The 25,432-nt window shown below is 63.8% G+C and carries 27 protein-coding genes and 1 CRISPR repeat array; of the genes, 12 read left to right on the top strand and 15 right to left on the bottom strand.

The genetic code is table 11. The features are described from left to right. Positions 1-65: 65 nt before the first annotated feature. The 5 genes from csy1 (at position 66) to ACI2KK_RS00715 (ending at position 6,399) form a co-directional block, all read left to right on the top strand. Complete coding sequence (csy1, locus tag ACI2KK_RS00735; RefSeq protein ID WP_404667524.1) at positions 66-1,391, top strand: type I-F CRISPR-associated protein Csy1; 1,326 nt, start codon at positions 66-68, stop codon at positions 1,389-1,391. Beyond that, positions 1,384-2,373: a type I-F CRISPR-associated protein Csy2 gene (gene csy2, locus ACI2KK_RS00730; protein WP_404667523.1), complete on the top strand. Its 990-nt coding sequence runs from the start codon at positions 1,384-1,386 to the stop codon at positions 2,371-2,373. Before csy1 ends, csy2 begins: the two co-directional genes overlap by 8 nt. Before the next feature lie 31 nt (positions 2,374-2,404). Then, positions 2,405-3,430: a type I-F CRISPR-associated protein Csy3 gene (gene csy3, locus ACI2KK_RS00725; protein ID WP_404667522.1), complete on the top strand. Its 1,026-nt coding sequence runs from the start codon at positions 2,405-2,407 to the stop codon at positions 3,428-3,430. 3 nt (positions 3,431-3,433) lie between these two features. Next, complete coding sequence (gene cas6f / locus ACI2KK_RS00720) at positions 3,434-3,997, top strand: type I-F CRISPR-associated endoribonuclease Cas6/Csy4 (RefSeq protein WP_404667521.1); 564 nt, start codon at positions 3,434-3,436, stop codon at positions 3,995-3,997. 130 nt (positions 3,998-4,127) lie between these two features. Beyond that, a CRISPR array of direct repeats spans positions 4,128-4,815; the repeat unit is 28 nt; unit sequence GTTCACTGCCGTGTAGGCAGCTCAGAAA. 660 nt (positions 4,816-5,475) lie between these two features. Next, positions 5,476-6,399, top strand: coding sequence for a hypothetical protein (locus tag ACI2KK_RS00715; protein ID WP_404667520.1), 924 nt, complete (start codon positions 5,476-5,478; stop codon positions 6,397-6,399). A gap of 200 nt (positions 6,400-6,599) precedes the next feature. On the opposite strand, the gene ACI2KK_RS00710 is transcribed toward ACI2KK_RS00715, so the two are convergent. Next, complete coding sequence (locus tag ACI2KK_RS00710) at positions 6,600-7,640, bottom strand: diguanylate cyclase (protein ID WP_404667519.1); 1,041 nt, start codon at positions 7,638-7,640, stop codon at positions 6,600-6,602. Between the two features lie 223 nt (positions 7,641-7,863). Between ACI2KK_RS00710 and ACI2KK_RS00705 the strand changes: the two genes are divergently transcribed. Next, positions 7,864-8,343: a GNAT family N-acetyltransferase gene (locus ACI2KK_RS00705; RefSeq protein WP_404667518.1), complete on the top strand. Its 480-nt coding sequence runs from the start codon at positions 7,864-7,866 to the stop codon at positions 8,341-8,343. A 17-nt stretch (positions 8,344-8,360) separates the two neighbouring features. On the opposite strand, the gene ACI2KK_RS00700 is transcribed toward ACI2KK_RS00705, so the two are convergent. Together ACI2KK_RS00700 and ACI2KK_RS00695 are read right to left on the bottom strand one after the other, a co-directional pair. Beyond that, positions 8,361-8,657 carry an addiction module antidote protein gene (locus tag ACI2KK_RS00700; RefSeq protein ID WP_404667517.1) on the bottom strand — a complete coding sequence of 99 codons (297 nt, stop codon included), beginning with the start codon at positions 8,655-8,657 and terminating at the stop codon, positions 8,361-8,363. Continuing rightward, positions 8,654-8,950 (bottom strand): type II toxin-antitoxin system RelE/ParE family toxin, encoded by a 297-nt coding sequence (locus ACI2KK_RS00695; protein WP_404667516.1) that lies wholly within the window; start codon positions 8,948-8,950, stop codon positions 8,654-8,656. Before ACI2KK_RS00695 ends, ACI2KK_RS00700 begins: the two co-directional genes overlap by 4 nt. Before the next feature lie 240 nt (positions 8,951-9,190). Here ACI2KK_RS00695 and ACI2KK_RS00690 point away from each other — a divergent pair, with 240 nt between their 5' ends. After that, positions 9,191-10,087, top strand: a complete 897-nt coding sequence (locus ACI2KK_RS00690; protein WP_404667515.1) for a bestrophin family protein — start codon at positions 9,191-9,193, stop codon at positions 10,085-10,087. 252 nt (positions 10,088-10,339) lie between these two features. On the opposite strand, the gene phnE is transcribed toward ACI2KK_RS00690, so the two are convergent. Genes phnE through ACI2KK_RS00670 form a run of 4 tightly spaced genes read right to left on the bottom strand, consistent with a single transcriptional unit; the run spans position 10,340 to position 13,570 of the window. Further along, positions 10,340-11,107, bottom strand: coding sequence for a phosphonate ABC transporter, permease protein PhnE (phnE, locus tag ACI2KK_RS00685; RefSeq protein WP_404667514.1), 768 nt, complete (start codon positions 11,105-11,107; stop codon positions 10,340-10,342). After that, positions 11,104-11,931 (bottom strand): PhnE/PtxC family ABC transporter permease, encoded by an 828-nt coding sequence (locus ACI2KK_RS00680; protein ID WP_404667513.1) that lies wholly within the window; start codon positions 11,929-11,931, stop codon positions 11,104-11,106. Before ACI2KK_RS00680 ends, phnE begins: the two co-directional genes overlap by 4 nt. Further along, the gene (locus ACI2KK_RS00675; protein ID WP_404667512.1) at positions 11,925-12,719 is read right to left on the bottom strand and encodes a phosphonate ABC transporter ATP-binding protein; all 795 of its coding nucleotides are present in this window, start codon (positions 12,717-12,719) and stop codon (positions 11,925-11,927) included. Before ACI2KK_RS00675 ends, ACI2KK_RS00680 begins: the two co-directional genes overlap by 7 nt. Beyond that, a complete protein-coding gene (locus tag ACI2KK_RS00670) occupies positions 12,716-13,570 on the bottom strand; it encodes a putative selenate ABC transporter substrate-binding protein (protein ID WP_404667511.1) in 855 nt (284 codons plus the stop codon). Before ACI2KK_RS00670 ends, ACI2KK_RS00675 begins: the two co-directional genes overlap by 4 nt. Positions 13,571-13,823: 253 nt before the next feature. Here ACI2KK_RS00670 and selD point away from each other — a divergent pair, with 253 nt between their 5' ends. Then, positions 13,824-14,858, top strand: coding sequence for a selenide, water dikinase SelD (gene selD / locus ACI2KK_RS00665; RefSeq protein ID WP_404667510.1), 1,035 nt, complete (start codon positions 13,824-13,826; stop codon positions 14,856-14,858). Beyond that, positions 14,858-15,973, top strand: coding sequence for a tRNA 2-selenouridine(34) synthase MnmH (mnmH, locus tag ACI2KK_RS00660; protein WP_404667509.1), 1,116 nt, complete (start codon positions 14,858-14,860; stop codon positions 15,971-15,973). Before selD ends, mnmH begins: the two co-directional genes overlap by 1 nt. A gap of 332 nt (positions 15,974-16,305) precedes the next feature. Here the strand turns inward: mnmH and ACI2KK_RS00655 are convergent, their stop codons facing one another. From ACI2KK_RS00655 to ACI2KK_RS00630, 6 genes are all read right to left on the bottom strand, one after another. Next, on the bottom strand, positions 16,306-16,692 hold the full coding sequence (locus ACI2KK_RS00655; protein WP_404667508.1) for a lysozyme inhibitor LprI family protein: 387 nt from the start codon (positions 16,690-16,692) through the stop codon (positions 16,306-16,308). A 70-nt stretch (positions 16,693-16,762) separates the two neighbouring features. Beyond that, positions 16,763-17,308: a hypothetical protein gene (locus ACI2KK_RS00650; RefSeq protein ID WP_404667507.1), complete on the bottom strand. Its 546-nt coding sequence runs from the start codon at positions 17,306-17,308 to the stop codon at positions 16,763-16,765. Positions 17,309-17,375: 67 nt separating this feature from the next. After that, positions 17,376-19,904, bottom strand: coding sequence for a TonB-dependent siderophore receptor (locus ACI2KK_RS00645; RefSeq protein WP_404667506.1), 2,529 nt, complete (start codon positions 19,902-19,904; stop codon positions 17,376-17,378). A gap of 74 nt (positions 19,905-19,978) precedes the next feature. Further along, entirely contained in the window at positions 19,979-20,944 is a 966-nt protein-coding gene (locus ACI2KK_RS00640; protein WP_404667505.1) for a FecR family protein, read from the bottom strand. A 2-nt stretch (positions 20,945-20,946) separates the two neighbouring features. Then, positions 20,947-21,474: a sigma-70 family RNA polymerase sigma factor gene (locus tag ACI2KK_RS00635; protein ID WP_404667504.1), complete on the bottom strand. Its 528-nt coding sequence runs from the start codon at positions 21,472-21,474 to the stop codon at positions 20,947-20,949. 57 nt (positions 21,475-21,531) lie between these two features. Further along, a complete protein-coding gene (locus tag ACI2KK_RS00630; RefSeq protein ID WP_217886429.1) occupies positions 21,532-22,095 on the bottom strand; it encodes a GNAT family N-acetyltransferase in 564 nt (187 codons plus the stop codon). Between the two features lie 677 nt (positions 22,096-22,772). Here ACI2KK_RS00630 and ACI2KK_RS00625 point away from each other — a divergent pair. The 3 genes from ACI2KK_RS00625 to ACI2KK_RS00615 are packed head-to-tail and all read left to right on the top strand — an operon-like array spanning position 22,773 to position 24,149. Further along, on the top strand, positions 22,773-23,258 hold the full coding sequence (locus ACI2KK_RS00625) for an Hcp family type VI secretion system effector (protein WP_404667503.1): 486 nt from the start codon (positions 22,773-22,775) through the stop codon (positions 23,256-23,258). A gap of 37 nt (positions 23,259-23,295) precedes the next feature. Next, a complete protein-coding gene (locus ACI2KK_RS00620; RefSeq protein ID WP_404667589.1) occupies positions 23,296-23,841 on the top strand; it encodes a DUF4225 domain-containing protein in 546 nt (181 codons plus the stop codon). Between the two features lie 2 nt (positions 23,842-23,843). Then, on the top strand, positions 23,844-24,149 hold the full coding sequence (locus ACI2KK_RS00615; protein ID WP_404667502.1) for a hypothetical protein: 306 nt from the start codon (positions 23,844-23,846) through the stop codon (positions 24,147-24,149). Between the two features lie 211 nt (positions 24,150-24,360). Here the strand turns inward: ACI2KK_RS00615 and ACI2KK_RS00610 are convergent, their stop codons facing one another. Next, the gene (locus ACI2KK_RS00610) at positions 24,361-24,612 is read right to left on the bottom strand and encodes a DUF3077 domain-containing protein (RefSeq protein ID WP_404667501.1); all 252 of its coding nucleotides are present in this window, start codon (positions 24,610-24,612) and stop codon (positions 24,361-24,363) included. Next, complete coding sequence (locus ACI2KK_RS00605; RefSeq protein WP_404667500.1) at positions 24,609-24,854, bottom strand: hypothetical protein; 246 nt, start codon at positions 24,852-24,854, stop codon at positions 24,609-24,611. The genes ACI2KK_RS00610 and ACI2KK_RS00605 overlap by 4 nt, the downstream gene beginning before the upstream one ends. Positions 24,855-25,432: the final 578 nt, after the last annotated feature.

The raw sequence follows: 25,432 nt of genomic DNA, 5'->3' as shown, positions 1-25,432 counted from the left end.
TACTCCCAGTCAGTTCGGTTTGGCTGGTTTCTTTAACTGCCTGCACGGCGATAACAGAGTTGCTTATGGAAGAAAAACTCTCCCGAACACACCTGTTCAAATCCACCATCACTCAATTCATCACCGACCGCCGAGACACCAAGCTCAACGGCAAGGACGACCCCACCACCGCTGCCAAGTACGACTACACCACCTGGCTCGCCGACGCTGCCCGCCGCGTCACGCAAATCCAGGCCGTGACCCACGTACTCAAGGCCACTCACCCTGACGCCCGCGGCAGCAGCCTGTTCGTCGCCCCCCACTCACTCCCCGCCCGCGACGAAGTCGGTAGCCACACGCTGGGCGATCAATTCGCCACCGACATCGTCGGCAACGCTGCAGCCCTGGACGTGTACAAGTTTCTCAAGCTGCCGGTCGAAGGCCGGTCACTGCTGGAATGGCTGCAACAAGACGATGCAGACCTGTTGAGCGCTCTGTCGCCAGAAGCCGAGCAGGCCAAGGCCTGGGCCACAGCCTTCAAAGGCCTGGTCCGCCACGGTGAGCCAGTGGTCTCCCACGAAAAAGCCAAGCAGTTGTACTGGTGCGTGGGCGGTGATGTCACGCAAAACGCCTCGTTCCACCTGCTGCAACCGCTGTTCCCCAGCAGCTTGGTGCATGCCGTGCACACCGATATCAACGACGCACGCTTTGGCGAAGCCAACAAGCTGGCCCGCCAGGCGCGACGCGCTAAGCAGCCACACCCCGGCCTCTATCGCGAATACCGCGACCTGGTGGCCCGCAAGCTGGGCGGCACCAAACCGCAAAACATCAGCCAGCTCAACAGCGAGCGGGGCGGCGTCAACTACCTGCTCGCCTCGTTGCCGCCTACCTGGAAAACCCTGCCTAGCAAGCCGCTGCTGACAGTGGAGTCGGCCTTTCAGCGCTTCCAGCGTTTCGAGGGTGTGCAGCGCCAGCTCAATGCCTTGTGCAACTTCATCAAGGAAGAGCCAGCGGCCACCCAGCCAAACCGCGAACGGCGCAAGCGCATCGAGCGCGCCCTGGGCCTGGCATTGACCGCCTTCGGTTTGACCATCCGCAGCCAGTCCACCGCCGGCTGGACTCGCGACCCGCAATGCCTGCTGCCTGTGTGCGAGCAGGCCTGGCTGGACCCCGGCCGCGCCAGCCTGGGCGTTCGCGAAGGCTACGAAGATGAAGACCAGGCCTTCCTCCACGCCGTCGAGCAACACACCTGGCCTGAAGCCGTCGCGAGAAACTACGCCCTCTGGCTCAACGGCCTGCTACTGCGCAAAGGCTTCGCCGTGAGCGATACCGAGCACCAGCAATGGGCACGCAAAGCCATGGAGCATACCCTCGGCTTCGCCGACCGACCGAAGGAGGCCACCGGTGTCTGAACTGCCGAACCTTGAAGCGATATTGGTCCTGCCCCGCTTGCGTATCCAGAATGCCAACGCCATCTCCAGCCCCCTGACCCACGGTTTTCCGTCGATGACCGCGTTCATCGGGCTGATGTGGGCCATGGAGCGCAAGGCCCGGGCAGCCGGTATCGACCTGCGCTTCCCTGCCGTTGGTGTAGTGGTGCACCGGCACGAAGAGCAGGCGACGCCTGACCGCTACGTGAAAACCCTGCACCTCACCCGCAACCCCAATGACCGCAGCGGCAGCCCCTCGCCCATCGTCGAAGAAGGCCGCATACACCTGGAGCTCACGCTGCTGCTGGGCGTAAAGGGCGCTGCGCTGGATGACCCGACCCATACCGGCCCACTCACCCGGCAACTGCTCGACCTGCTCTACGGCATGCGAGTGGCGGGCGGCAGCCTGGTACCGCCGCGCCAGCACCGCGCCGAGCATGTGCCGTACTTCATGCCGCTGGGCGGCAGCGAAGACGACCGGCTGGACGTGTTCGCCAGCACAGTGCCGAACTGGCTCCCCGGCTTCACCCTGGTCGAACGCCCCGACCTGCTGCTGCTGCGCCACGACGAGCTGAAAGCCAACCAGCCCGACGCCACCGCACTGGATGCCCTGCTGTCGCTGGCGCGTATCAATTGGCACGCAGGCGAGCCCGATGCCGATGCCGATGCCGATGCAAAGATCATCTGGCACAACGACCGCCAGGGCCTTGGCTGGGTCGTACCCATCCCCGTGGGTTACGGCGCACTCACGCCAGCGCTGGCGGCCGGTTCGGTGGCCAATGCCCGCGACAACGAAACGCCCCTGTGCCTGGCAGAGAGCCTGTACAGCATCGGCGAATGGCTGAGCCCGCACCGGCTGGAGTCAGTCGAGCAACTGCTCTGGTACCCAACCACCGATCTGCACACCGGCCTCTACCGCTGCCGCAACGGCTACCAACCCGAACTCGAGCACAGCTTCGACTGAAGCCGTCATTTCATTACAGAAGGATTTGCCAATGACTACCGACACCCTCAAGACTGCTTCCGTACTGGCCTTCGAACGCAAGCTCGACCCTTCCGACGCTTTGTTCCAGGCCGGTGACTGGCAAAAGCGCAGCCACTGGGCGCCCATTGCAGTACGCGAAAAGTCCGTGCGCGGCACCATCTCCAACCGCATGAAAAGCAAAGACCTGGACCCAGCCAAGCTGGATGCGGAAGTACAAAAGCCCAACCTGCAAACCATCGACGTCGCCACCCTGCCCCACGACGCCGACACCCTGCAGGTGTCCTTCACCCTACGCGTGCTGGGCAACATCGGCCAACCTTCGGCCTGCAACGACGCGGCCTACCGGCACAAGCTGCAAGCCACGGTCAAAGGCTACGTCGAAAACAACGGCTTCGAAGCGCTGGCCTACCGCTATGCCTGCAACCTGGCCAATGCACGCTTTCTGTGGCGCAACCGCATTGGCGCCGAGCAGGTCGAAGTGCTGGTTGAACAACTGGTGGACGGCCAGGCCAAGCAAAGCTGGACCTTCGATGCATTCAGCCTGTCGCTGCGCCATTTCGACAGCCACGGCGCCAACGCCACTGCACTCAAGGACCTGGCCCAGCTCATCGGCAATGGCCTGCTGGGTGAACAGCACGTGCTGCTGCGGGTGACCGCCCTGGCACGCCTGGGCGCGGGCCAGGAGGTGTTCCCGTCGCAGGAACTGATCATGGATCGCAGCCGCGGCGACAAGAGCAAAACCCTGTACACAGTCGACGGCATTGCCGGGCTGCACTCGCAAAAGGTCGGCAACGCCTTGCGCAGCATCGACACCTGGTACGAAGAAGCCGAGGCCAACGGCCCGATCGCCGTGGAACCCTATGGCTCGGTAACCACCCAGGGCAAGGCCTACCGCCAGCCGCGCAACAAGAGCAAGGATGACTTCTACTCGCTGCTCGATGCCTGGGTGCTCAAGGACAAGGTGCCAGCGCTGGAGCAGCAGCACTTCGTGATCGCCACCCTGATTCGCGGTGGTGTGTTCGGCGAGGCGGGCTGAGCCATGGACCATTACCTCGAACTGACGCTGCTGCCAGACCCCGAGTTCACCCAGCCGATGCTGATGAGTGCGCTGCTGGCCAAGCTGCACAGGGCCCTGCATGACCTGCGCCGCGACGATATCGGCGTCAGCTTCCCGGGCTACAGCCTGAAACCGCAAAGCCTGGGTACGCGCCTGCGTGTACATGGCAACCTGGTAGCGCTGGACAGCCTGCAAGCGCTCAACTGGCTCAGCGGCATGCGTGACCACACAGAGGTGCTGGGGCCTGAGCCAATACCTGAGCAGGTCCGCTTCCGAAGCGTGTCACGCGTGCAAGTCGACAGCAACCCCGAACGCCTACGCCGCCGGCTGATCAAGCGGCACGGCATCAGTGCCGAAGAGGCCCGGCAGCGCATTCCTGATAACACAGGCAAGCAGTGCGCGCTGCCGTTTGCACAAATGCGCAGCCAGACCAGTGGCCAGTTGTTCAGGTTGTTCGTGCGCCAGGGGGGGATTGTCGATGAACGCTGTGAAGGGACGTTTGGGGGGTATGGGCTGAGCAGCGTTGCTACTGTGCCGTGGTTCTGACCCTTTTTTCTGGAGTGACTGGCCACCCTCGATAAATCAATGACTTACGAGGGTGGTCAGAAAAAGGGGTTTGGTAGTGATCGCGTGAGTTTATCTATTACCTTCAATTAGTTAGGGGCTTTTTGCTCTAGTTCACTGCCGTGTAGGCAGCTCAGAAACCGAGCGACATCAGATCAGCACCTCCTCGGCCGTTCACTGCCGTGTAGGCAGCTCAGAAATACCGTTGCAGGGCCAAATGTAACGCCGCCATGTTCACTGCCGTGTAGGCAGCTCAGAAATCGAGCATCGCCTTCAGCGAGGTCCAGCTGATGTTCACTGCCGTGTAGGCAGCTCAGAAAATTCCCGCAAAGGGACCATTGGCGCGCTGCGCGTTCACTGCCGTGTAGGCAGCTCAGAAACTCGCGCGCACACGCGCCCGGTTGAGCGGGGAGTTCACTGCCGTGTAGGCAGCTCAGAAAAATACCTCCCGTGCCGCTTGCGATGTTGTTCGGTTCACTGCCGTGTAGGCAGCTCAGAAAAAAGGAAAGGCAGGGGTTGGCCAGCATCGAGGGTTCACTGCCGTGTAGGCAGCTCAGAAATTGCGCCGGCTCGCCGCTCGGACTGATCAGCAGTTCACTGCCGTGTAGGCAGCTCAGAAAGGCGGCCTCGCAGCTCCATCAGGCCTGGGTGCGTTCACTGCCGTGTAGGCAGCTCAGAAAGAGATCGAGCGCTATTTCCTTTTCATCGGTGCGTTCACTGCCGTGTAGGCAGCTCAGAAATGCAGCGCCTTGCAGGGGGATTTCCCGACTGAGTTCACCGCCGTGCAGGCAGCCCAGAAAGCCCCCAATCTTTTCGCCCAAGGTTTTCGTACAGATTCCTAATTCTCTTAAAAAACAACACCATGAGCTACCAGTCATTCAACGTAATTGGGGCCGCTGTGCGGCCCTTCGCGGGCAAGCCCGCTCCCACAGGAACGCGCAAAGCCTCAAGCTGGCGCTGTACCTGTAGGAGCGGGCTTGCCCGCGATCACCGGCAACGCCGGTGCCATCCACCAAAGCCCGTGCATCCCGCGCGAGCCCGCTCCGACAACCGTGCCAGATTCCCGGCTGCCTTCGAGTGAAGGGAACAGGGTCGCCCACACCGGAACATCCACGCCTCAACGATTTCGAGCACATGAAAGCGTCCTTCCCCCTTAGTGACGCCCTCTCCCCCTGATAAAAATGTCAGTTACCGAGTTTCGAGAGTCTGAGTATGTTGGCGGACATGGGTGCCCCCTTGCGTCCCTCTGCCGGAGAGCCATCAATATGTGTACACGGAACGTATCCATCCTGCTGGTAGCTGTCTTGTACTGCCTGCCCACGACGGCTGTCTGGGCCATCACCGCAGAATCCATACAACACTTCACTGCCCCCTGCTTCACCGCTGGGCAAAAGGTCAATTGCGAAGTATCCGGAGTTACGCGCGATGGTGCCGGTTTGGTCCTTGTAAATGACAAACCCATGCCGGCCCCAGCCAACTCGGCGGTATTCACCGTACCGTTCGAAGATAACCGGGTCAGCGGAGCGCCGACCTACCTGGAAAGCCAGGTACTCAGCCAGGCCGACAAGTACGAAGCCTTGACCAGTACCTTGGACGGCAAATTCATCATCGCCAGCACCGCTTTCAACAAGGAAGGCACCAGCGAAAACCCTGGGCTGGATGTGCTCAATACCTTGGTGTACTGGCCTGCCAGCGCGCCAGGGCAAGCCAGGGTCATGTCGCCTTCAACGCGAGGCGGTATCACCAGCTCTCGCGATTTGAGGGAGAAGATCGTCACGGCAATCGACTCGTACGGGCGCCAGGCACAGGGCACCCCGTCACCTGCCACGTCCTATTTCCAGGTAGAGGCACTGACTACTGCCCCCGATGGCACCCTGCTGATGGGAATCCGCAAGTACGGAAAGGACAGCAAGACAGCCACCTTCTCCTTCCTGCTGCTCTCAGTGCCATTGATCGAACACGAGGGTGGGCTGGAATTGGGCAATACGTTCAAGGTTGTGCTGAACCTCACGCCTGATGAACTCGCACGCAGACTGTCACTGCCCGACGGCTCGCTTCCTGAGCTCGGGCTGTCGGGCATGGAATTCGACCGTCACAACAAGGACCGTTTTTACGCAGTTACCAGCTTCGAGACAGGTGATGTCATTGGCGGCTACCTGTGGATGCTGCCTCTGGACAACGGCATTATCGGGCCGCCGCAACCTGTCAGCGGCAAGGACGCCATGCCGGTGAAATTCGCAAACAAGCCGGAAGGGGTCGAAGTACTTGACCAACATCACGTACTGGTGGTGCATGACGATGACCGGGTCAAGGTGAAACTTGCACAAAGCGCGGGCGTGCGCGAGGACTACGAGTTTAACTACTCTGTCATCACTATCCCCTAGACCATCCAGAAACAGGGCCTTAGCCGCTGCAAGCCCCTGCCTGTAGGAGCGGGCTTGCCCGCGATGAGGCCGACAGCGCCAGCATCAGGCGTTTGCCCGGCAGATATTGCCTGCCTGCACTGGCCTCATCGCTGGCAAGCCAGCTCCTACAGGGGGTTTGTGATTCAGCTCAATGCAGCTCAAATGGAGCTCAATACAGCTCACGCCGGGCTGCCGACCACCCGATTACGCCCGGCACTCTTGGCCTGGTACAAAGCCATGTCTGCCTCATGCAACCAGGCATCGGCACTTTCCAGATGCGCCCCGTAAGGCGCCACACCAATGCTCAAGCTCAAACGCAACTGTGGCAGGGCTGCAAACCGGTATGCCTCCACAGCCTCGCGCAAGCGTTCAAGAATCTCTTCAGCCTGCCCCGAGGTCGTCCCCGGCAGCAGCACGCAAAACTCATCCCCGCCGTACCGCGCCAGCGGGTCACTCTTGCGCAAATACGCCGGCAGCATGGCACCCAAGGTACGCAGGATATCGTCACCCACCAGGTGCCCATGCCGGTCATTGATCTGCTTGAAGTGGTCGATATCGATCAGTGCCAGGCAATCGGGCTGATGGCTGCTGCGGTTACGCTGAAACTCACGTAACAAAAGCTCTTTCCACGCACCGTGATTGATCAGCCCGGTCAGGCTGTCGGTCTGGCTGAGCCGGGCCAGCGCACGCTTGTGTTGTGCCAGCTGTACCGTAACCTGGTAGCAGATCAGGCCGATAGTCATCGGGTAGATGAGCAGGATGGGCAAGCAGGCGAGCATCTGCGCCTGGGTGGTCTGCGCAAACAGTGGCGTGCCGGACAGCCACAAGCCCAAGCCGATGCCGACCAACTGCGCCGCCAGCGTCTTGAACAGCATGTGCCAGCCGCCGGCGGCAATTTTGTCCATCGCAATCATCGACAGAATGATTACGCTCGGCAGTGGGTTCAGCCCCATCACCCCGGCCCAGCAACCGCCGGCAAAACCATCGAACACCAGGTTGTGCTGCTCAGCCTTGAACGGGTGCCGGGACAAACGCGCGATCTGGAAAGCCACATGGGGCCAGACAAACCCGTGGGCCACCAGCAACGCCCACACCCACCACGCTGGCTGCAACGGCCAGATGCCGATCAGCACGCAGAAGAAGCCGAGCCCCGTGCCGATGGCCCGGGGCGGGTACATACGCTTGGCAAAAGAAAGGCCACTGCCCCTGCGTTCGATCATCGCGGGTCACCGAATGAGAGTTGCTGTCCTGGGTTAACACCGGACAGGCGGCAATGCGCAAAAGTGCATTGCGGTTCGGCGATAAGGCATTCTGCCATCAGCTCAATTGACGCACAAACCGTGCGGACGAAATACACGAACCAACGAGTTAGTTTTTTCGTGCAATGCCGCAACCGCCGGCACCCAGCTACTCTGACCCAGCACTTTCAAGGAAGATAATTGCATGCGCCTGAGCCACCGCCCCGCCCGCACAACGGACATCCCGGCAATCTGCTGCTTCCCCCAAGGCCCCGAAGAACTGTTCTACATGTTCCCCAAGGCCACCTACCCGCTCACACCGGCACAGCTGAGCGAAGCCATCGCCCAGCGCAGCTGCTCGACCGTGGTGGAAGGCGATGGCGTAATCCTGGCTTTCGCCAACTTCTACAAGGCCGAGCGCGACGGCGTCTGCGCCCTGGGTAACGTCGTGGTAGCCCCAGGCGCCCGGGGCCGGGGTGTGGCGCGTTATCTGGTGCAAAGCATGATCGCCCTGGCACGCGAGGAGTTCGCGGCGCGGGAGATTTGGGTGTCGTGCTTCAACCACAACACTGCTGGCTTGCTGCTTTATCCACAGCTGGGCTTCGTACCGTTCGCAATTGAAGAGCGGCAAGCACCGGATGGCGCCAGGGTTGCATTGGTACAGATGAAAATGGCCGCAACCTGACCATCGTCACGCGTCGCTCAGCGCGCCAAGGCGTGCGGCTGTGCCGACAGATCAATCCCCAACGCGCGAATGACTTTGAGCACAGTGTCAAACCGCGGTTTGGCCCCTGGACCCAACGCCTTGTACAGGCTTTCACGACCTAGCCCGGTATCCTTCGCGATCTGTGACATGCCCCGCGCCCGGGCGATATGGCCCAGTGCGCGGAGTATTTCATCGGTATCGCCATCAGCGAGCACCTGGCTCAGGTATTCGCTGATCGCTGCGTCGCTGTCGAGCAACTGCGCCATGTCGAACGGGATGAGTTTCTCGCTCATTTCAACTCCTTTGCCAGCGCCCTCGCCTTGAGGATGTCGCCAGCTTGTGAAGACTTGTCACCGCCCACCAAGAGCAGGATCAACCGGTTATGCCGACGGGTGAAGTAGACCCTGTTCCCGCCAGATACGTCGATACGCAGTTCGCTGATGCCCCCACCGACTGATTTGCAATCACTTGGGTTACCCAGCGCAAGACGCTCGATCCTACGGCCTATCGAAAGCCGGGCGCGTAGATCGCGCAGCTGGCTCAACCAGAGGGCAAAGCTCTGCGTTTGCTCAATTTCACAGATCACCAGACCTCCGAAAATGTATCCCTATGGATACACAAAATCAAGACTTGATGCCGCCGTCTGTCATTTCCTGACCGACTACAGACACTGCCTTGAATGTGCAAAAAGAGGTATCCGGCGGCGTCCCAGGCTCACGTGGTCTATTTCCCCGTTGCACGTCACCCATTTCCTGTTACATCCACGTCGTGAACCCTGAGCGCAGTCACGGCGTCGGATAGAGCACCCCCGCTGCGAGATCCCTGCGTGAAAAACCTCCTCATCCGCAAACTCCGCCTGGCCCACAAAACCCTCGCCTACATCGGCTGGTCACTGTTCTGGCTGCTGATCTGGGACGTGCTGGTCACCATCGACTTCATGCTGTTCTTCAACAGCAAGTTCAGCCTGCCGCTGATCCCCCTCACCCTGCTGGGTTCGGCGCTGGTGGTGCTGGTGAGCTTTCGCAACAGCAGCGCCTACAACCGCTGGTGGGAGGCGCGCACGTTGTGGGGCGCGCTGGTCAACAGCTCGCGCAGCTTCGCCCGCCAGGTGCTGACCCTGATCGACGACCCGGACGAAGGCCTGAACCCGGTCAAGGCCACCTTGCTGCGCCGGCATATCGCCTACGTGAACTGCCTGGCCGCGCACCTTAAAAACGAAAAGTGCCCGGACGAGCTGATGGCCTTCATCCCGCCCCAGGAGTTCGAGCGACGCAACCGCTCCAACAACTTCGCCAACGACATCCTCGGCGGCTCGGCGGCGCTGCTGGCGCGGGAATACCAGGCCGGGCGGCTGGACAGCATTCGCCTGGCGCGGCTGGAGTCGACGCTGGTGGACCTGTCCAACGCCCAGGGCGGCATGGAGCGCATCGCCAACACGCCGCTACCCTACCCCTACGTGTACTTCCCACGGCTGTTCATCACCCTGTTCTGCCTGATCGTGCCGGTGGGGCTGGTGGAGTCGCTGGGCTGGTTCACGCCGCTGGCCTCGACGGTGGTGGGCTTCATGCTGCTGGCCATCGAGCGCATCGGCACCGACCTGCAAAGCCCGTTTCGCTTCAGCGAGCATCAGATCCCGATGGATTCGATCTGCGAAACCATCGAGCGGAATCTGGATTCGATGCAACGCGAGGCGCAGTGCGGGGAGGTGCAGGGCAGCAGGTGACGGCGTGGGGCGACGGTCTTGTGATGGCCGCTCCGGCTTCATCGCCGCCACCCGCAGGTACAGCACAACGCTGAAGGTCGTGCAGTCCCTGTAGGAGCGGCCTTGTGTCGCGAAAGGGCTGCATAGCAGCCCCGGCGATTTTGTGTGATGCACCGATTTTGGGGCTGCTGCGCACCCCTTTCGCGACACAAGGCCGCTCCTACAGGGCTCGCACGACATTCAAACCTGCGCAGTACCTTCAAACCGTCTGCGTCAGGCCCGCACATACCGCTGGCGCAGCACATCACTGAAGCCATCCACCAGCAACACCAGCACCAGCATGGCGATGATCACCGTACTGGCCTGGGCCTCCTGGAACAGGCTCAGGGTGGTGTAGAGCATCTGCCCCAACCCGCCCGCGCCGACAAAGCCCAGCACGCTGGCCATGCGGATGTTGTTCTCCCAGCGATACAGGCTGTACGCCAGCAATTGCGGCCACAGGTTGGGCAAGGTGCCGAAGCAGAACGCCGCCACCTGGCTGCCGCCCTGCAGGCGGATTGCTGCCGCAGGCTCCGGCGGTGCGTTCTCCAGCGCCTCGGCGAACAACCGGCCCAGCACCCCGGCGGTGTGCAGCGCCAGCGCCAGGGTACCGGCGTTGGGGCCGAGGCCTGCGGCCAGCACCGTCAGCGCCGCCCACACCAGCTCCGGGATTGCCCGCAAGGCGTTCAGCAGCAAACGCGCGGCGCCCTGCAACGGCCAGCCGAAGCGCCCGGCCGCCGGCAGCGCCAGCAGCATGCCAAGCACCATCGCCAGCAGGGTACCCAGCCCGGACATGGCCAGGGTTTCCAACGCGCCCCAGCCCACCGCCCGCAGTTGCTCCAGCGACAGGTCCGGGTGCAGGAAGCGCCCGGCGTACTCGGCCATCTGCCCCAGCCCGCCATTGCCGATGACCGCGTGCAGGTCCAGTTCCAGGTAGGCGAACGAAGCCACCGCCGCCGCAACGATGCCCAGCAGCACCAGCAGGTTGATCGCCCGGTTCATGCCAGCCTCCCGCGCAGCAGGCGGCTGAGCACATCGGCCAGAATCACCAATGCCAAAAACGCCAGCAGCATGCTCGCCACCTCGGCCCCGGCGAACATGCGCATCGACAGGTCGATCTGCTGCCCCAGGCCGCCGGCGCCGACAAAGCCCATCACCACCGAGGCACGCACCGCGCACTCCCAGCGGTACACGGTGTACGACACCACCTCGGCCGCCGCATTGGGCAGGATGCCGTAGCAGAACGCCGCCAACCGGCTGCTGCCGGCCTGCAGCAAGGCATGGGCCGGGCGTTGGTCCACCGACTCGAAGATTTCCGCATACACCTTGCCGAGCATGCCGCTGTAGGTGATGGCGATGGCCAGCACCCCGGCGGTCGGGCCCAGGCCGACGGCGCGCACGAACAATAGCGCCCAGACGATTTCCGGCACGCTGCGCAGAAACACCAGCAGCCCACGCACCGGCAGGCGCAGCACCCGCGACCACACCCCAGGGCGCCCGCCGCGGGACGCCGCCCGCAGCGACAACGCGCGGCTGGCCAGCAGGCTGGTGGGCACCGCCAGCAGCAGCGCCAGGGCCATGCCGGCGGTGGCCACGGCCAAGGTCTGCAAAGTGGCCTGCCACAGCAGGGCGAGGAACTCGGGGTCGTGGGCCGGCGGCCAGAAGGCGCTGACGAAACTGGCCATCTGTTGGCGGTTCTCGGCCAGCAGCAGCACGCCGGGGTTCAGTTCACTCAACACCAGCCCCGGCCACAGCAGGGCCAGGCACAGCAAGGTCAGCAACAGGCGGGGCAGCGCCGCAGGGTCGCGGGCATCGGTTTTCAGCATCGCGGAATCTGCACCGTCAGGGTCGGGCCCGGCGCCACCGGCAGGGCCAGTTGCTCGTTGGCGTACAGCGCCTCCAGCAGGCTTTCGGTCACCGCCTGGGCCGGGCAATCGAACATCACCTGCCCTTCGCGAATGCCCACAACACGCGGGAAGTGCGCCAGCGCCAGCTCCACCGCGTGCAGGCTGGCCACCAGGGTGACGCCGTGCTCACTCGCATGGCGGTTGAGCAGCGCCAGGCTGTGGTCGGCCAGCACCGGGTCCATGGCCGACACCGGCTCGTCGGCCAGCAGCACCTCGGGGCGCTGGTACAGCGCCCGGGCGATGCCGACCCGCTGCAACTGGCCACCGGACAACTGCCCGCACTGCACGAAGAGTTTGTCGGCCAACCCCAGCTCCGCCAGGGCCTGGCGCGCGCCGGGCACATCGCTTGGGTGCAGCAGGTTGAGCAGCCCGCGCAGGGTGCCCCACTGCCCCAAACGCCCGGCCAGCACCGCCGTCACCACCCGCTGGCGGGGCGGCAAAGGCGGCGCCTGGTGCACCAGCGCCACCCGCGCACGCAGGCGCTGGCGGGCGCGGGCAGACAGCGCCCAGGGCTGCGCGCCAAGCAACTGCAGTTGCCCGGCGCTGGGTTGCACGGCGGTGGCCATCAGGTGCAGCAGGCTGGACTTGCCAGCGCCGGACGGGCCGATGATCGCCACCCGCTCGCCGCGTTCGATACGCAGTTCGACTGCGTGCAGGGCCTGAACCTCACCATGGCGCAGGCCGGCCCCTTGCAGACGGATACTCACTTCAGCAGGCCGGCCTCGCGGGCAGCCTGCTCGGTGCCCTGGTAGTTCTCAGGCTTGGTCTCGATGAAGCGGCTGGCCGCCTGCAGGTCGAGAATCGCCTTGTCAGCAGGCTTGGCCGGGTCCAGGGCGAGGAAGGCTTGCTTGATCTTGGCCTTGAGCGCCGGGTCCATGCTGCCGCGCACGGTCCAGTTGTAGTCGTAGTAGCTCGGCGTGGTGGCGAACACCTTGACCTTGCTGGTATCGACCTTGCCGGCGTCTACCAGTTTTTGCCACACGCTGGCGTTGAGCACCCCGGCATCGACCTTGCCGGCGGCAACCCAGGCCACGGTGGCGTCGTGGGCACCGGAGTAGGCCACACGGCTGAAGTAGCTCTCGGGCTTGATGTTGTCTTGTTTCAACATGAAGTAGCGCGGCATCAGGCTGCCCGAGGTGGACGAGATCGAGCCAAAGGCGAAGGTCTTGCCCTTGAGGTCGGCCAGGCTCTTCACGTCCGGGTTGGCGGTGATGAACTTGGAGGTGAACTGGGCGTCCTGCTCACGCTGTACCAGCGGCGTTGCGGTCGGGTCTTTCAGATGCACCTGAACGAAGGTGAAGCCGCCCAGCCAGGCCATGTCCAGGCGGTTGCTGGCCAGCGACTCGACTACCGCCGGGTAGTCGGCCACCGGCACGAACTGCACCTTCATACCCAGCTTCTGCTCCAGGTACTCGCCCAACGGCTTGAACTTGCGCAGAAGCTCGGTCGGCGCTTCGTCGGGGATGGCGCTGACGCGCAGCACATCGGCGGCCTGGGCGATGAAGGCGCTGCAGGCCAGCGCAAGGCCGGCAGCGAGGGCCAGGGGGCGTTTGAGCATGGGGGATTCTCCGGGTCGAGGGCGGGGGCAAGTTCGCTGGCGCATCGCGGGGCAAGCCCGCTCCCACAGGTAGTGAATGAGTTTCAGGTCCGTGCCGTACCTGTAGGAGCCGGCTTGCCGGCGATAAGGCCGGAACAGGCAGCACAAGACAGTTGCTCCCACGGGTGCCGCGCGTCATCGCGCAAGTATAAGAGCCGCAGGCGCAAAGGCCAGCTTTGCTACAATCGCGCCATTATTTTGTGCAGAGGTGCGTATGAGCGAGCCGATTCGCCTGACCCAGTACAGCCACGGCGCTGGCTGTGGCTGCAAGATCTCCCCCAAGGTGCTGGATGTGATCCTCGCCGAAAGCGGCGCCCAGGCACTGGACCCAAAACTCTGGGTGGGCAACGCCTCGCGTGACGACGCTGCGGTATACGCCCTGGACGACGAGCGCGGCGTGGTCTCGACCACCGACTTCTTCATGCCCATCGTCGACGACCCGTACGACTTCGGCCGCATCGCCGCCACCAACGCCATCAGCGACATCTATGCCATGGGCGGCGACCCGCTGATGGCCATCGCCATCCTCGGATGGCCGGTCAACGTGCTGCCACCTGAGGTGGCCCGCGAAGTGATTCGCGGCGGCCGCGCGGTGTGCGCCGAGGCCGGCATCCCGCTGGCCGGCGGCCACTCCATCGACGCCCCCGAGCCGATCTTCGGCCTGGCCGTCACCGGCGTGGTCAGCAAGCGCCACCTCAAGCGCAACGACACCGCCCGCGCCGGCTGTCAGCTGTACCTGACCAAACCGCTGGGCATCGGCATCCTGACCACCGCCGAGAAAAAGGCCAAGCTGCGCCCGCAGGACCAAGGCCTGGCCCGCGACTGGATGTGCACCCTGAACACCCCCGGCAGCCGCTTCGGCAAGCTTGCCGGCGTGCTGGCCATGACCGACGTCACCGGCTTCGGCCTGCTCGGCCACCTGGTGGAGGTTGCCGAAGGCAGCGGCCTGACCGCGCGCCTGCAATACAGCGCCGTACCGCGCCTGCCCAGCGTCGAACACTACCTGGCCGAGGGCTGCGTGCCCGGCGGCACCCTGCGCAACTTCGAAAGCTACGGGCACAAGCTCGGCGCCCTCAGCGAGGAGCAAAAGCACCTGCTGTGCGACCCGCAAACCAGCGGCGGCCTGCTGGTGGCGGTCGCCCCTGAAGGCGAGGCCGAGTTCCTCGCCGTGGCCAAAGAGCTGGGGCTGGACCTTGCGCCAATCGGCGCGCTGGTCGAGCGACAGAGCCACGCAGTCGAGGTGCTCTGATGCGCCCCGACTGCACCCAGCTGCAACAGCTGTTTCTCGACGACGTGCCGCTGATGGACATGCGCGCCCCGGTCGAATTCACCAAGGGCGCCTTCCCCGGCGCCGTCAACCTGCCGCTGATGACCGACCAGGAACGGCACAAGGTCGGTACCTGCTACAAGCAGCAGGGCCAGGCCGCCGCCATCGCCCTCGGCCACCAGCTGGTCAACGGCGCCATCAAGCAGCAGCGCCTGGAGGCCTGGGCCGCCTTCGCCCAGGCCCACCCCGAGGGTTACCTGTATTGCTTCAGGGGTGGGCTGCGCTCGCAGATCGTCCAGGGCTGGCTGAAAGAGGCCGGCATCCAGTACCCGAAAGTGGTCGGTGGCTACAAAGCCATGCGTACCCTGTTGCTGGAGACCACCCAGCAGGCGGTGGCGCAATGCGACTTCGTGCTGGTGGGCGGCCTGACCGGCACCGGCAAGACCGACGTGCTGCACCAGCTGGACAACGTGCTCGACCTCGAAGGCCACGCCAACCATCGCGGCTCCAGCTTCGGCAAGCGCGCCACCGCGCAGCCGGCGCAGATCGACTTCGAGAACGCTCTGGCCATCGACCTGCTGAAAAAGCGCCACCGCGGCATCGGCCAGTTCGTGCTTGAGGACGAAGGCCGTATCGTCGGCAGTTGCGCCGTGCCGCTTGAATTGTACAAAGGCATGCAGCAGTACCCGCTGGTGTGGCTGGAGGACAGCTTCGAAAACCGCGTACAGCGTATTCTGCGCGATTACGTGACCCAGCTGTGCGCCGAGTTCGTGACCGTGCACGGTGAGGAAGATGGCCGCCGGCTGTTCGCCGAGCGCCTGCGCCAGAGCATGGCCAATATCCACAAGCGCCTGGGCGGCGAGCGCTTCCAGCGTCTGGCCGAGCTGCTGAACCAGGCCCTGGACGAGCAGCTGCGCAGTGGCGAGGTGAGCCTGCATCGTGGCTGGATCGAAGGCTTGCTGAAGGAGTACTACGACCCGATGTACGCCTACCAGCGCGATGCCAAGGCAGGCCGTATCGAGTTTGCCGGCGACGCGGTCGAGGTGCGCGAATACCTCAAGGCCCGGGCCCAGCGCCAGCAGCGCACCGGGCACTAGCCCCACCACCTGCTCGGGCCCACCCCCTGTAGGAGCCGGCTTGCCGGCGATAGGGCCCGCCCAGGCAGCCTCAAAACAGCGCCCTGCGCAAACCGGCAGCCCTGCACCGCCTGGCCGGGCCTCATCGCCGGCAAGCCGGCTCCTACAGGTACTGCGCTGGCCTGAAGACTATGCGCCCTCTGTAGGAGCGGCCTTGTGTCGCGAAAGGGCTGCGCAGCAGCCCCAGGGTGTGGGCCCCATGCAAAATCGTCGGGGCTGCTACGCAGCCCATCGCGACACAAGGCCGCTCCTACAGGTCCGCGTAAAATCGAACAGGCTGGTCGCCGCCAGGGTCACTGCCCCGGGCTAAGCACCCGCTCCAGCTCCGCCGCGCGTTCCTTGCTCATGTCCATGAAACACATCGCCCCTTCAATACGGTACAGGCTGCCGTCGCTCAGGTTGCGGTGGAACGCGCAGTTGCCGTCGCGGTAGGCGATCCACTTGCGCTGCACCTCGCGCAGAGCCTTCTGCTGGGCGGGGTCGAGCTTAATCAGCAGCTGCTTGTACACCCGGTTCAGGCGCTCGTCCTGCAGCTTGGTCTCGGCCTGGATGCAGGCGCCCATGGCTGTGGTGCTGGAGGCTTTGTCCATGCACTGGGTGTAGCTGGAGGAGTATTCGTCGGCCTGGGCAGTGGCCGCCGCCAGCAGGGCGATGCTGGCGAACAGGTAAGGCTTGAACATGGGCAGTCCTTTCAGAAGTAGGCGGGTGCAAGCCTAGCACCCGCTTTTGCACCGCTCTGTAGGGATTGCGCTACAACATCTGCCCCGGCTGCGGCTGCGGCGGTGCCACCACCTTGTGCGGCTCGAAGCGCATGCTCGGCATTTGCGTGCCAACGTAAAACGCCAAACCCAGCGCAGCCATCAGCGCCACATCGAACCAGCGCCAGCCCGGCACCTCGGCGGCGCTCTTGGCCTTCCAGCACCACCACGCCTGCCCGGCGCAGAACAGCAAAATCGCCCCCAGCCACAGGTAGTACCCGGCGCCAAAGCCGGTCACGTCCTGAAAACCGTAGGTGCGGCTGTCGGGCAAACGCTCGACGCCCAGGCTGGAAATCGCCAAATACAGCGCCACCAGGCCAAAGCCCAGGGCCAGCCGGCGGAACCGCCGGTGGGCCAGTATCGCCAGCGCCAGCAGCGGGTTGGCGAACCACTGGTACAGCTCCATCGGGATGCCCCAAAGGCCGTACAGCAATATCTGCAAGGCCGGCAGGCGTTGCCCGGCCCCGGTCAGGACAGCGTCGAAGCACAGGCTCGACAAATACAGAAGCAGGCTGAAAGTCAGATACAGGGCGGGCAAGGGAACGAACCTGGGCAAGCGGGACAGGGTGCGACCATAACCCAGCCCCTGCCCCGCCTCCAAACCCTCAATAGGTGCCGCGCAGGGTCAGCATGAAGTTGCGCGGCTCGCCGTAGTAGTTGCCGTAGGTCGAAGTGCCCACAGTCTCGTAGTACTTCTTGTCGAACAGGTTGTTGCCGTTGAGGGTCAGGTCCCAGTGCTCGTCGACGCGGTATTCCACCAAGCCGCTCCAGGTCGCGTAGCCAGACTGTTTGTAGTCGAACGGCACCAGGTTGCTGGTGGCATTGCCGTTGACATCGGTACTGGCCGCCTCGCCGCTGACGTAGGTGGCGCTTTGCACCTGCACCCCGCCGCCCACCTTGAAGTCATGCAGCACGCCCGGCAGGCGGTAGGTCGTGTACAGCTTGAACAGGTGCTTGGGCATCACCGTGCTCAAGGCCGTGCTGGTGGCGCGGTTGCGGTTGAGGTTGAAGGTGTAGCCACCGGTCAACATCCAGTCTGGCAGCAGCTCGCCGGACACCTCCACATCGATGCCTTTGCTCATCACCTTGCCGTTGGGCAGGTAACAGCAGCTGCCGGCGAACAGGTTGTTCTGCTGCGGGAAGGCCAGGTCGCGGGTAGCCTCGTTTTCACGGGTTGTGTAGTACAGCGCGATGTTGGTGTTCAGGCGGCCATCGAACAGCTCGCCCTTCAGGCCTGTTTCGTAGGTTTTGCCGGTCATCGGCTCAAGGGTATTGTTGCTGCCCAGGGGCCCGGCCAGGCGGTTGGACTGCGGCTTGAAGATTTCCGAATAACTGGCATAAGCCGACCACTGGTCGTTCAAGTCGTAGACCACGCCGCCAAACGGCGTGACCTTGGTCGCAATGCGTTGGTCAGGGTTGGACACCGTGGTCCAGGCGCCGCTTTGCAGGGTCTGGTAGGTCTGCCAGAAGTGATAGCGCTGGGCCCGGCCGCCAACGATCAGGTGCAGCGGCTCGGCCAGCTGCAGGCGCAGGCTGGCGTACAGGCCGTACTGGCGCTGGGAGTTGGGGCTGTAGTCGCGGGTGTAGTTGCGGGCACTGGACTGGTCGGGGAACGGCGTCGCATCCGGGTCGAACACATCCACCCCGCCCCCGGCACCGGCATGCGGCGCAGTCCCCAGCCAGCGGCTGTCGATGCGCTGGTAGTCGGCGCCGACGGTCAACTCGTGGTCCAGCCCGAACGCCTCGAAATGCCCCGACAGGTTGGCGTCGTACAGGTGCTGCTGGTTTTCCTGGCGGCTGAGGGTGCCGTACCAGGTCGCCCCGGTGCCGGTGTTCGGGTTCACTGCGTTCAGGGTGGAGGCGGTCTTGAACAGGCCCAGGTCCCAGATGTTGGTGTAGCTGAGGTTGAGCTTCCAGTCGTCGTTGATGCGGTGGTCGAGCTTGGCGAAGTACTCGCGCGCCGTCACGTCGATGTACGACCAGTTCTGGGTCAGGCCGGTGTGCCGTGGCAGGCCCAGGTCGGCGCCGGTGGAATAGCGCGGCACCGAGCTCTGCGTGCCGGTCTCGTGGGATTTGTTGTAGCGCACGCCGAAGGTGAGCATGGTGTCGTCGGTCACGTCGGCTTCGAACACGCCGTACACCAGCGGCTTTTCAGTGGCGCGATTGTCGATGAAGTACTGGCGGTCGGTATTGGCCACCACCAGCCGCCCGCGCAGGCGGCCATCCCAGCCCAGCGGGCCGGACAGGTCGATCTCCTGGCGGTAGTTGTCCCAACTGCCGGCCGACAGGGTGAACTTGAACTGGTTATAGGCCGTGGGCCGCTTGCGCACCATGTTGATGATGCCGCCCGGGTCGCCCGTGCCACCGAACAACGCACCCGAGCCGCGCAGCACCTCGATGTGGTCGAACTCGGCCAGGTCGAAGATGTTCGACGAATAGAACGAGCCCATGGCCGTGCCCAGCGACTGCGGCGCGGCGCCGTCGATCTGCAGGTTCTGGATGGAAAAGCCGCGGGAGATGAAGTCCTGGGTGCGCACCGTGGTGCTCTGGGTGATCACCCCGGGGGTGGCCTTCATGGCCTGGTTGATGTCGGTGATCTGCTGGTCTTCGATCAGCTGGCGGGTCAGCACCGACACCGACTGCGGCGTCTGGCGCACGCTGGTGGGGGTCTTGGAGCCGACGCTGACCAGCCCTGGCGCGTAGAAGCCGGTGTTCTCGGTGCTCTCGCCCATGCCCTGCCCGGCCACGGTCGTCGTCCCCAGCTCCAACACCCCCGCGCCCAGCGGCGCCTGCGGCTCGGCCACCAGGCGGTAGCCGTTGTCGCTGCGCTCGCTGCGGTAACCGCTGCCGGCCAGCAGCACGGCAAAGCCGCTGTCCACCGCATACAGCCCGTGCAGGCCCTCGCTATGGCGCCCGGCCAGGGTTTCTGGCTGGAACACCACCGCCACCCCGGCCTGCTGGGCAAAGCTGCCCAGGGCCTCGGCCAGGCTGCCGGCGGGCACTTCGTAGTGGCGGCGGGCTTCGTCCTGGGCGGCGGCTGGCGCAGCCATGGCGGGCAGCGCAAGGCCGGCGAAGGCCAGGCGCAGGCACAGCGACAGCGGGCTGAGGACGGGGCGGCCAGGGAATCGGCGCATGTTGGGGTGGCTCCATTCTTGATTGGTTGGCCTCTTGAATGACGGGCCATCCGGCAGAAGCGGAACCACGGGTTTCAATTTTTTACAGGCACGCGCTCGACGCTCGTCCACCACGGGCCGAAACGCCTGATCTGCACCGGCAGCGCTTCGGCCAGCAACTGCAGGGCACGCTCGCTGTCGTCCAGCGGCAGCACCGCCGACACCTTGATGCCGTGCAGCGCTGCACGGTCAAAGCGCAGCAGGCCGCGGCGCTGGGCGGCCAAGGCATCGAGCACCTGGTCCAGCGGCAAACCATCGGCCACCAACTGGTGCTGCTGCCAGGCCAGGTCGATGCGTTGCGGGTCGATGGCCGGCAACGGCCCTACCCGCTCGCGCTCCACCCAGGCGCGCTCGCCACGCCCGGCGACGATATAGCCACCGGCCTCGGCACTGCGCGCCTCGACCCGCGACTCGAGCATGGTCAGCTCGCTGCGCCCGGCCCCTTCGCTGACCACAAAACGCGTGCCCAGGGCGCGGAAGCTGCCCTCATCGGTCTGCACCACGAACGGCCGCGCAGGGTCGTGGGCGACATCCACCAGCACCTGGCCGCGCAGCAGGCGCAGGCGCCGTTCGCCGGCCGTGAACTGCAGGTCCACGGCAGAATTGCCGGCCAAGGTAATTTGCGAGCCATCTTCAAGGGCCAGGCTGCGCCACTCGGCGGGTGCGGTGCGCGCATCGGCCAGCCAGACCTGCGGCTGAACGCCGCCCAGTTGCAAGCCACCCAGCAGCGCAGCGGCCAGGGCCAGCCCCAGCAAGGTGCGCCGCGCCGCCGGGGTACGCCGCGCCGGCACATTACCGATTGCCAGCGCCGCCGACACCGGGCCGCGCTGCTCGCGCAAACCCTGCAGTTGATGGATGACGCCCTGCATGCGCTGCAGGGTAGCCTGGTGGCGTGGATCGGCCTGCAGCCAGTCATCCAGTTCGGCCTGCTCGCCGGCATCCAGGGCGCCCTCACCCAGGCGCAACACCCACTCGGCGGCCTGTTCCTCGATGCCTGCCACCCTCAGCCCTCGCCCAGGTCCAGCGCCTGGTGGCAATGCACCAGAGCCTGGGCCAGGTACTTGCGCACCATGCGCGGCGAAATGCCCAGGCGCTCGGCGATCTGTGGCTGGCTGAGTTCGTCCAGGTAGTAACCGACAAAAGCCGCGCGGGCGTTGGGGTGCAGGCCTTCGAGCAGGAAGGCGATCTGCTCCAGGGCTTCGAGGGTGAGCAGGATGCGCTCCGGCGACTGGTGCCCGTCGAGGGCCTCGACGGTCAGCGCAAGCTCGGCCAGGTAGGCGTTTTCGATCTGCTGGCGGCGGGCCTGGTCGATCACCAGGCGGCGCGCCGTGGTGCTCAGATAGGCCCGCGGCTCACGCATGCCCAGCAGTGCATCGCGCGAGGCCAGAATGCGCACGAAGGTGTCCTGCACCAGGTCCGCCGCGCGGTGCGAGCAACGCAGCTTGCGCCGCAGCCAGCCGAACAGCCAGCCATGGTGCTCGGTGTACAGCTGTTCGAGCGGGTACGGGCTCGGCGTGTCGGCTGCGGGCATGGAATTACCGGGACGTAAGTGAGAATCGTTACCGGATGTTATCCATTGCCACGCGCTTTATGCAACCGGCGGTTCCAGCAGCAGCCCGTACAAGCCCGAGTCCGACAGCTCGCCGGCCACGCACCAGCGCGCGCGCAGCGTGCCTTCGAGCACGAAGCCCTGACGCTCCAGGGTGCGTGCCGAGCCCTGGTTGCGCGGGTCGATTTCGGCTTCCAGACGGCGCAGGTGCAGGGTGTGGGCCAGGTAGTCGATGAAGCAGGTCAGCGCCTCGTCCATGTAGCCACGGCCTTGTACCTCGCGGGCCAGGCAGTAGCCGATCTCGCCGCGGCGCGAGGGCTGGTCGAGGTTGAACAGCTGCACCATGCCGATCAGCTCGCCGTTGTCGCGGCGGTACATGCCCAGTTTGAGCATCTGGCCGCTGGCGTAGGCTTCACGGTCGGCGGCCAGGGCGCTTTCGGCCTCGGCCAGGGTTTGCCAGGGGGCGTGGTACCAGTAACGCATCACTTCGGGGTCGGCCATGATGGTCAGCCAGCGCTGCGCATCGCCATGGCGCATGGGGCGCAGTTGCAGGCGTGGGCTGTCGAGGCACAAGTCGCTGGGGAAACTGCGGGGGTCGGGCACGCCGGGACTCCTGTCCGATTGTGGGGGAGATGACAGTCTAGCGTCAGGGGAGGTGTGGGAGGTAGGGGGGGAAAGGCGCAGGGGTGGGCTGGTTTGAGGTTGCACCGGGGCATGCAAGGGTCTGTCTTTGGATTGCATCAGGGCTTACAGGTGCTCGCCGAAAGTTTTGCAGCGCCTATCAGATCGAGCGCCGCCCGCGCGGCGCTTCGCGGGTAAACCCGCTCCCACAGTTTGTTTCGGGCCAGTCTGTCCTGTGCCATCACCTGGTCCGCCTTGTTGGTTCGACGCGATTTCAGCATGTGCGTTGCCGCCGCTGCACATGACTCAAGGCGTGCACCAAGGCGGACAGCGGTACTTTCACAGGCATAATTGGCCCGAAACAAACTGTGGGAGCGGGTTCACCCGCGAAGCGCCGCGCGGGCGGCGCTCGATCGCATAGGCGCTGCAAAACTTTCGGCGGGCACCTGTAAGCCCTGATGCAATTCACAGACAGGCACCTGCCTGCGCCGATGCCATCCCCTCCCCCAATTTCCCAATGTTTAACCCCACCACATTCCTGTAGGCAAACGCCTGCAAACCATGAGGCAACGTCCGAAACCACCGACAGACCGGTCCGGCAGACCCGGCCCCCATCATCCCTTTAGGGTTTCACTTCCATTTCGAAGGAGTGATCCCCCATGGCTTTTCACGGATACCTGTCCATCAACGGCGCCCGCCAGGGCCTGATTTCCGCTGGCTGCTCTAGCGAGGCCTCGATTGGCAAACATTGCCGCAGCGGCCACACCGACGAGGTGATGGTGCTGTCGCTGGCCCATCAGATTCTCAGCGGCGACAACAACCAGCGTGCCCTGCACCAGCCAGTGCTGGTCACCAAATTCGTCGATAAGGCCTCCCCGCTACTGGCCCAGGCCATCGACAGCGGCGAACGGCTGGACTGCGACTTCAACTTCTACCGCACCAACCCGGCCGGGCACCTGGAGCGTTACTTCACCCTCAAGCTGTCCGGCGCGGTGCTGGTGGAACAACGAGTCGACATGCCCCACAGCATGCTGCAAAGCGACCAGGAGGCGCAGGAGCACCTGGCCATCCGCTACCGCGACATCAGCTGGATTCACCACACCGGCAGCACCTCAGCCCACGCCGCCTGGCGCGACGCAGAATGAGCGCCCGGCAAGGCAACTACCCGCTCGGGCCTGATTACTGGGAGGTGAACCAGGCCGCCACGCGGTTGACGGCATACGCCTGCAGCGTCAGTGCGCGGCATTTGCGCCACGGGATGGGGCGGGTGATGTTCAACCGGGAGGTGGCGTATTTCGCCAAGCAGGTGGCGGACAAGGTGGCGCAGGGGCGGGGGCCTGTGCGACAGGCCCGGGTCTATGCAGCTATTTCGGCGCTCCTGTATTTGCCCATGGTGTAAACAACATTTATGAAAATGGAAATAACTTATGGAACGGGAGAGATGACACCGTGGGGCCCATTCGCAAGGGATATCAAGAGGCAGCGAAGAAGCTGGGGTATGGCGAGAGAGAGGGAAACCTTGCTTATTATTCGGCAGATTTGGGGATGGCGGGATATGGGGTGTTTTTCCGTAAACCGCTGAAGCCAGGGGCATGGCGCTTATACAAATATCACGATATCGATCGTGTTCGCGCATTTCGATTGATGGGGGTCAGCACGCTGTTTTTTGAAGGGGCGGTGAGCGGCATCACGGCGTATCAGATGATCGTGGAGTACTTCAAAAAGTGATCATGACAGTCATTCTTTTCTTTGCCGCAGACGTGTTCGTCTCATTGAACATCCGGCACTACTTGATGAAGAAAGATCCATTACTGATCGTCGTCATTGCTGGGTATATTTACAACGCCATACTTGGCGCTCTTTATTTATACCTCGCCCAACACAAAGAACTCGCAAAGGCACCTGCCATAACCGAGCTTTACTCAACACTCCTGCCCGGCTCACTTATATTTTGTTTTTGCATGTTCTTTTTTCACTTATGGGCATTTGCAAGTGGTTTGAGGACCTACCCTGGCAAATATAAAGATCTTGGTTAGCCGCAATGCCTGTCTTGGGGTTGCATCAGGGCTGAGAGGTGTTCGACGGGAGCCCTGCAGCGCCCTCGAGATCGAGCGCCGCCCGCGCGGCGCTCGATCTGATAGGCGCTGCAAACCTTTCGGCGGGCACCTGTAAGCCCTGATGCGATTCACAGACATGCACCTGCATGCCCAGACGCCATCCAAAGGCATGCACCTACCAGCCCGCCCCTCACCTCGCCCGGTTCATCCCCAGCTCCATGTCATCGATCAACCCTTTGGCCAACCCGCTGAGAATCCGCGCGGCGCTGCCGGCTTTGCGGTCGTTCTCCATTTCGGCTTCGGTGGTCAGGTGGGAAATGCAGCCCAGCAGCACCGACAGGTCACTGAACGCCTGCTCGAACGGGACGCCCGGCTGGATGCGGAACAGCTCGAGGCAGGTGGTCTTGCCCCGGGTCATCCCCTGTGAAGACTCATCGGTCATGGCTCTTCCCTCCGCACAATGGCGTGGTTGATCAGCAGGACCACCAGGTGGGACAGGATGGCCGAGTTCTCCAGCATGATGCCGGGGCGGTGCTGTTGCGGGCATTCGACGTAGGCGTGGACGGTGTCGACCAGTGTTTCCATCAGGTTGGCGGCGTGGGCCATGGCGGCCTCGGGGGTGAGGTCCTGGATGATGGTGAGGTAGGGGATTGGAAAAGGTGGATCTGGAACGATCTTTTTCATTGGCTTACCGAACGGGAAAGTTGTCAGAAACAACCACCCCCATCCTTCTCACAGATATGGGTGGCAGCCGTACGCGAGGTGAGAAGACCGTGTCCCATTCCACCACGGCCAGACCGGAGCCTGCACGCGCACGGCTGCCATAACTGGCAAGCCTGGTGGGAACACGCCGGGCTTCTCACACCCGGTCGCCAAATGTGACGACCCAGCGACGTTACCCCCGGGGTATTTCCCAGCCAATGCGGCAGCTTCCGACAGGCGCGTAGGATAGGTCCGAAACTTGGCTCGGCTGAAGGATTTGGTTTCAAGTTGGGAAATGTCTTACAGGATTTGGGGTGCCTGTCTTGAGGTTGCATCAGGGCATACAGGGGCCTGTCTATGGATTGCATCAGGGCTTACAGGTGCTCGCCACAACCCTTGCAGCGCCTATCAGATCGAGCGCCGCCCGCGCGGCGCTTCGCGGGTAAAACCGCTCCCACAGTTTGTTTCGGGCCAGTCTGTCCTGTGTCATCACCTGGTCCGCCTTGTTGGTCCGACGCGGTTTCAGCGTGTGCGTTGCCGCCGCCCCACATGACTCAAGG

The organism is Pseudomonas sp. NPDC089406 (genome assembly GCF_044900265.1).
GTDB classification, from domain to species: Bacteria; Pseudomonadota; Gammaproteobacteria; order Pseudomonadales; family Pseudomonadaceae; genus Aquipseudomonas; species Aquipseudomonas fakonensis.
This window is presented reverse-complemented; position numbering and strand designations above follow the sequence as displayed.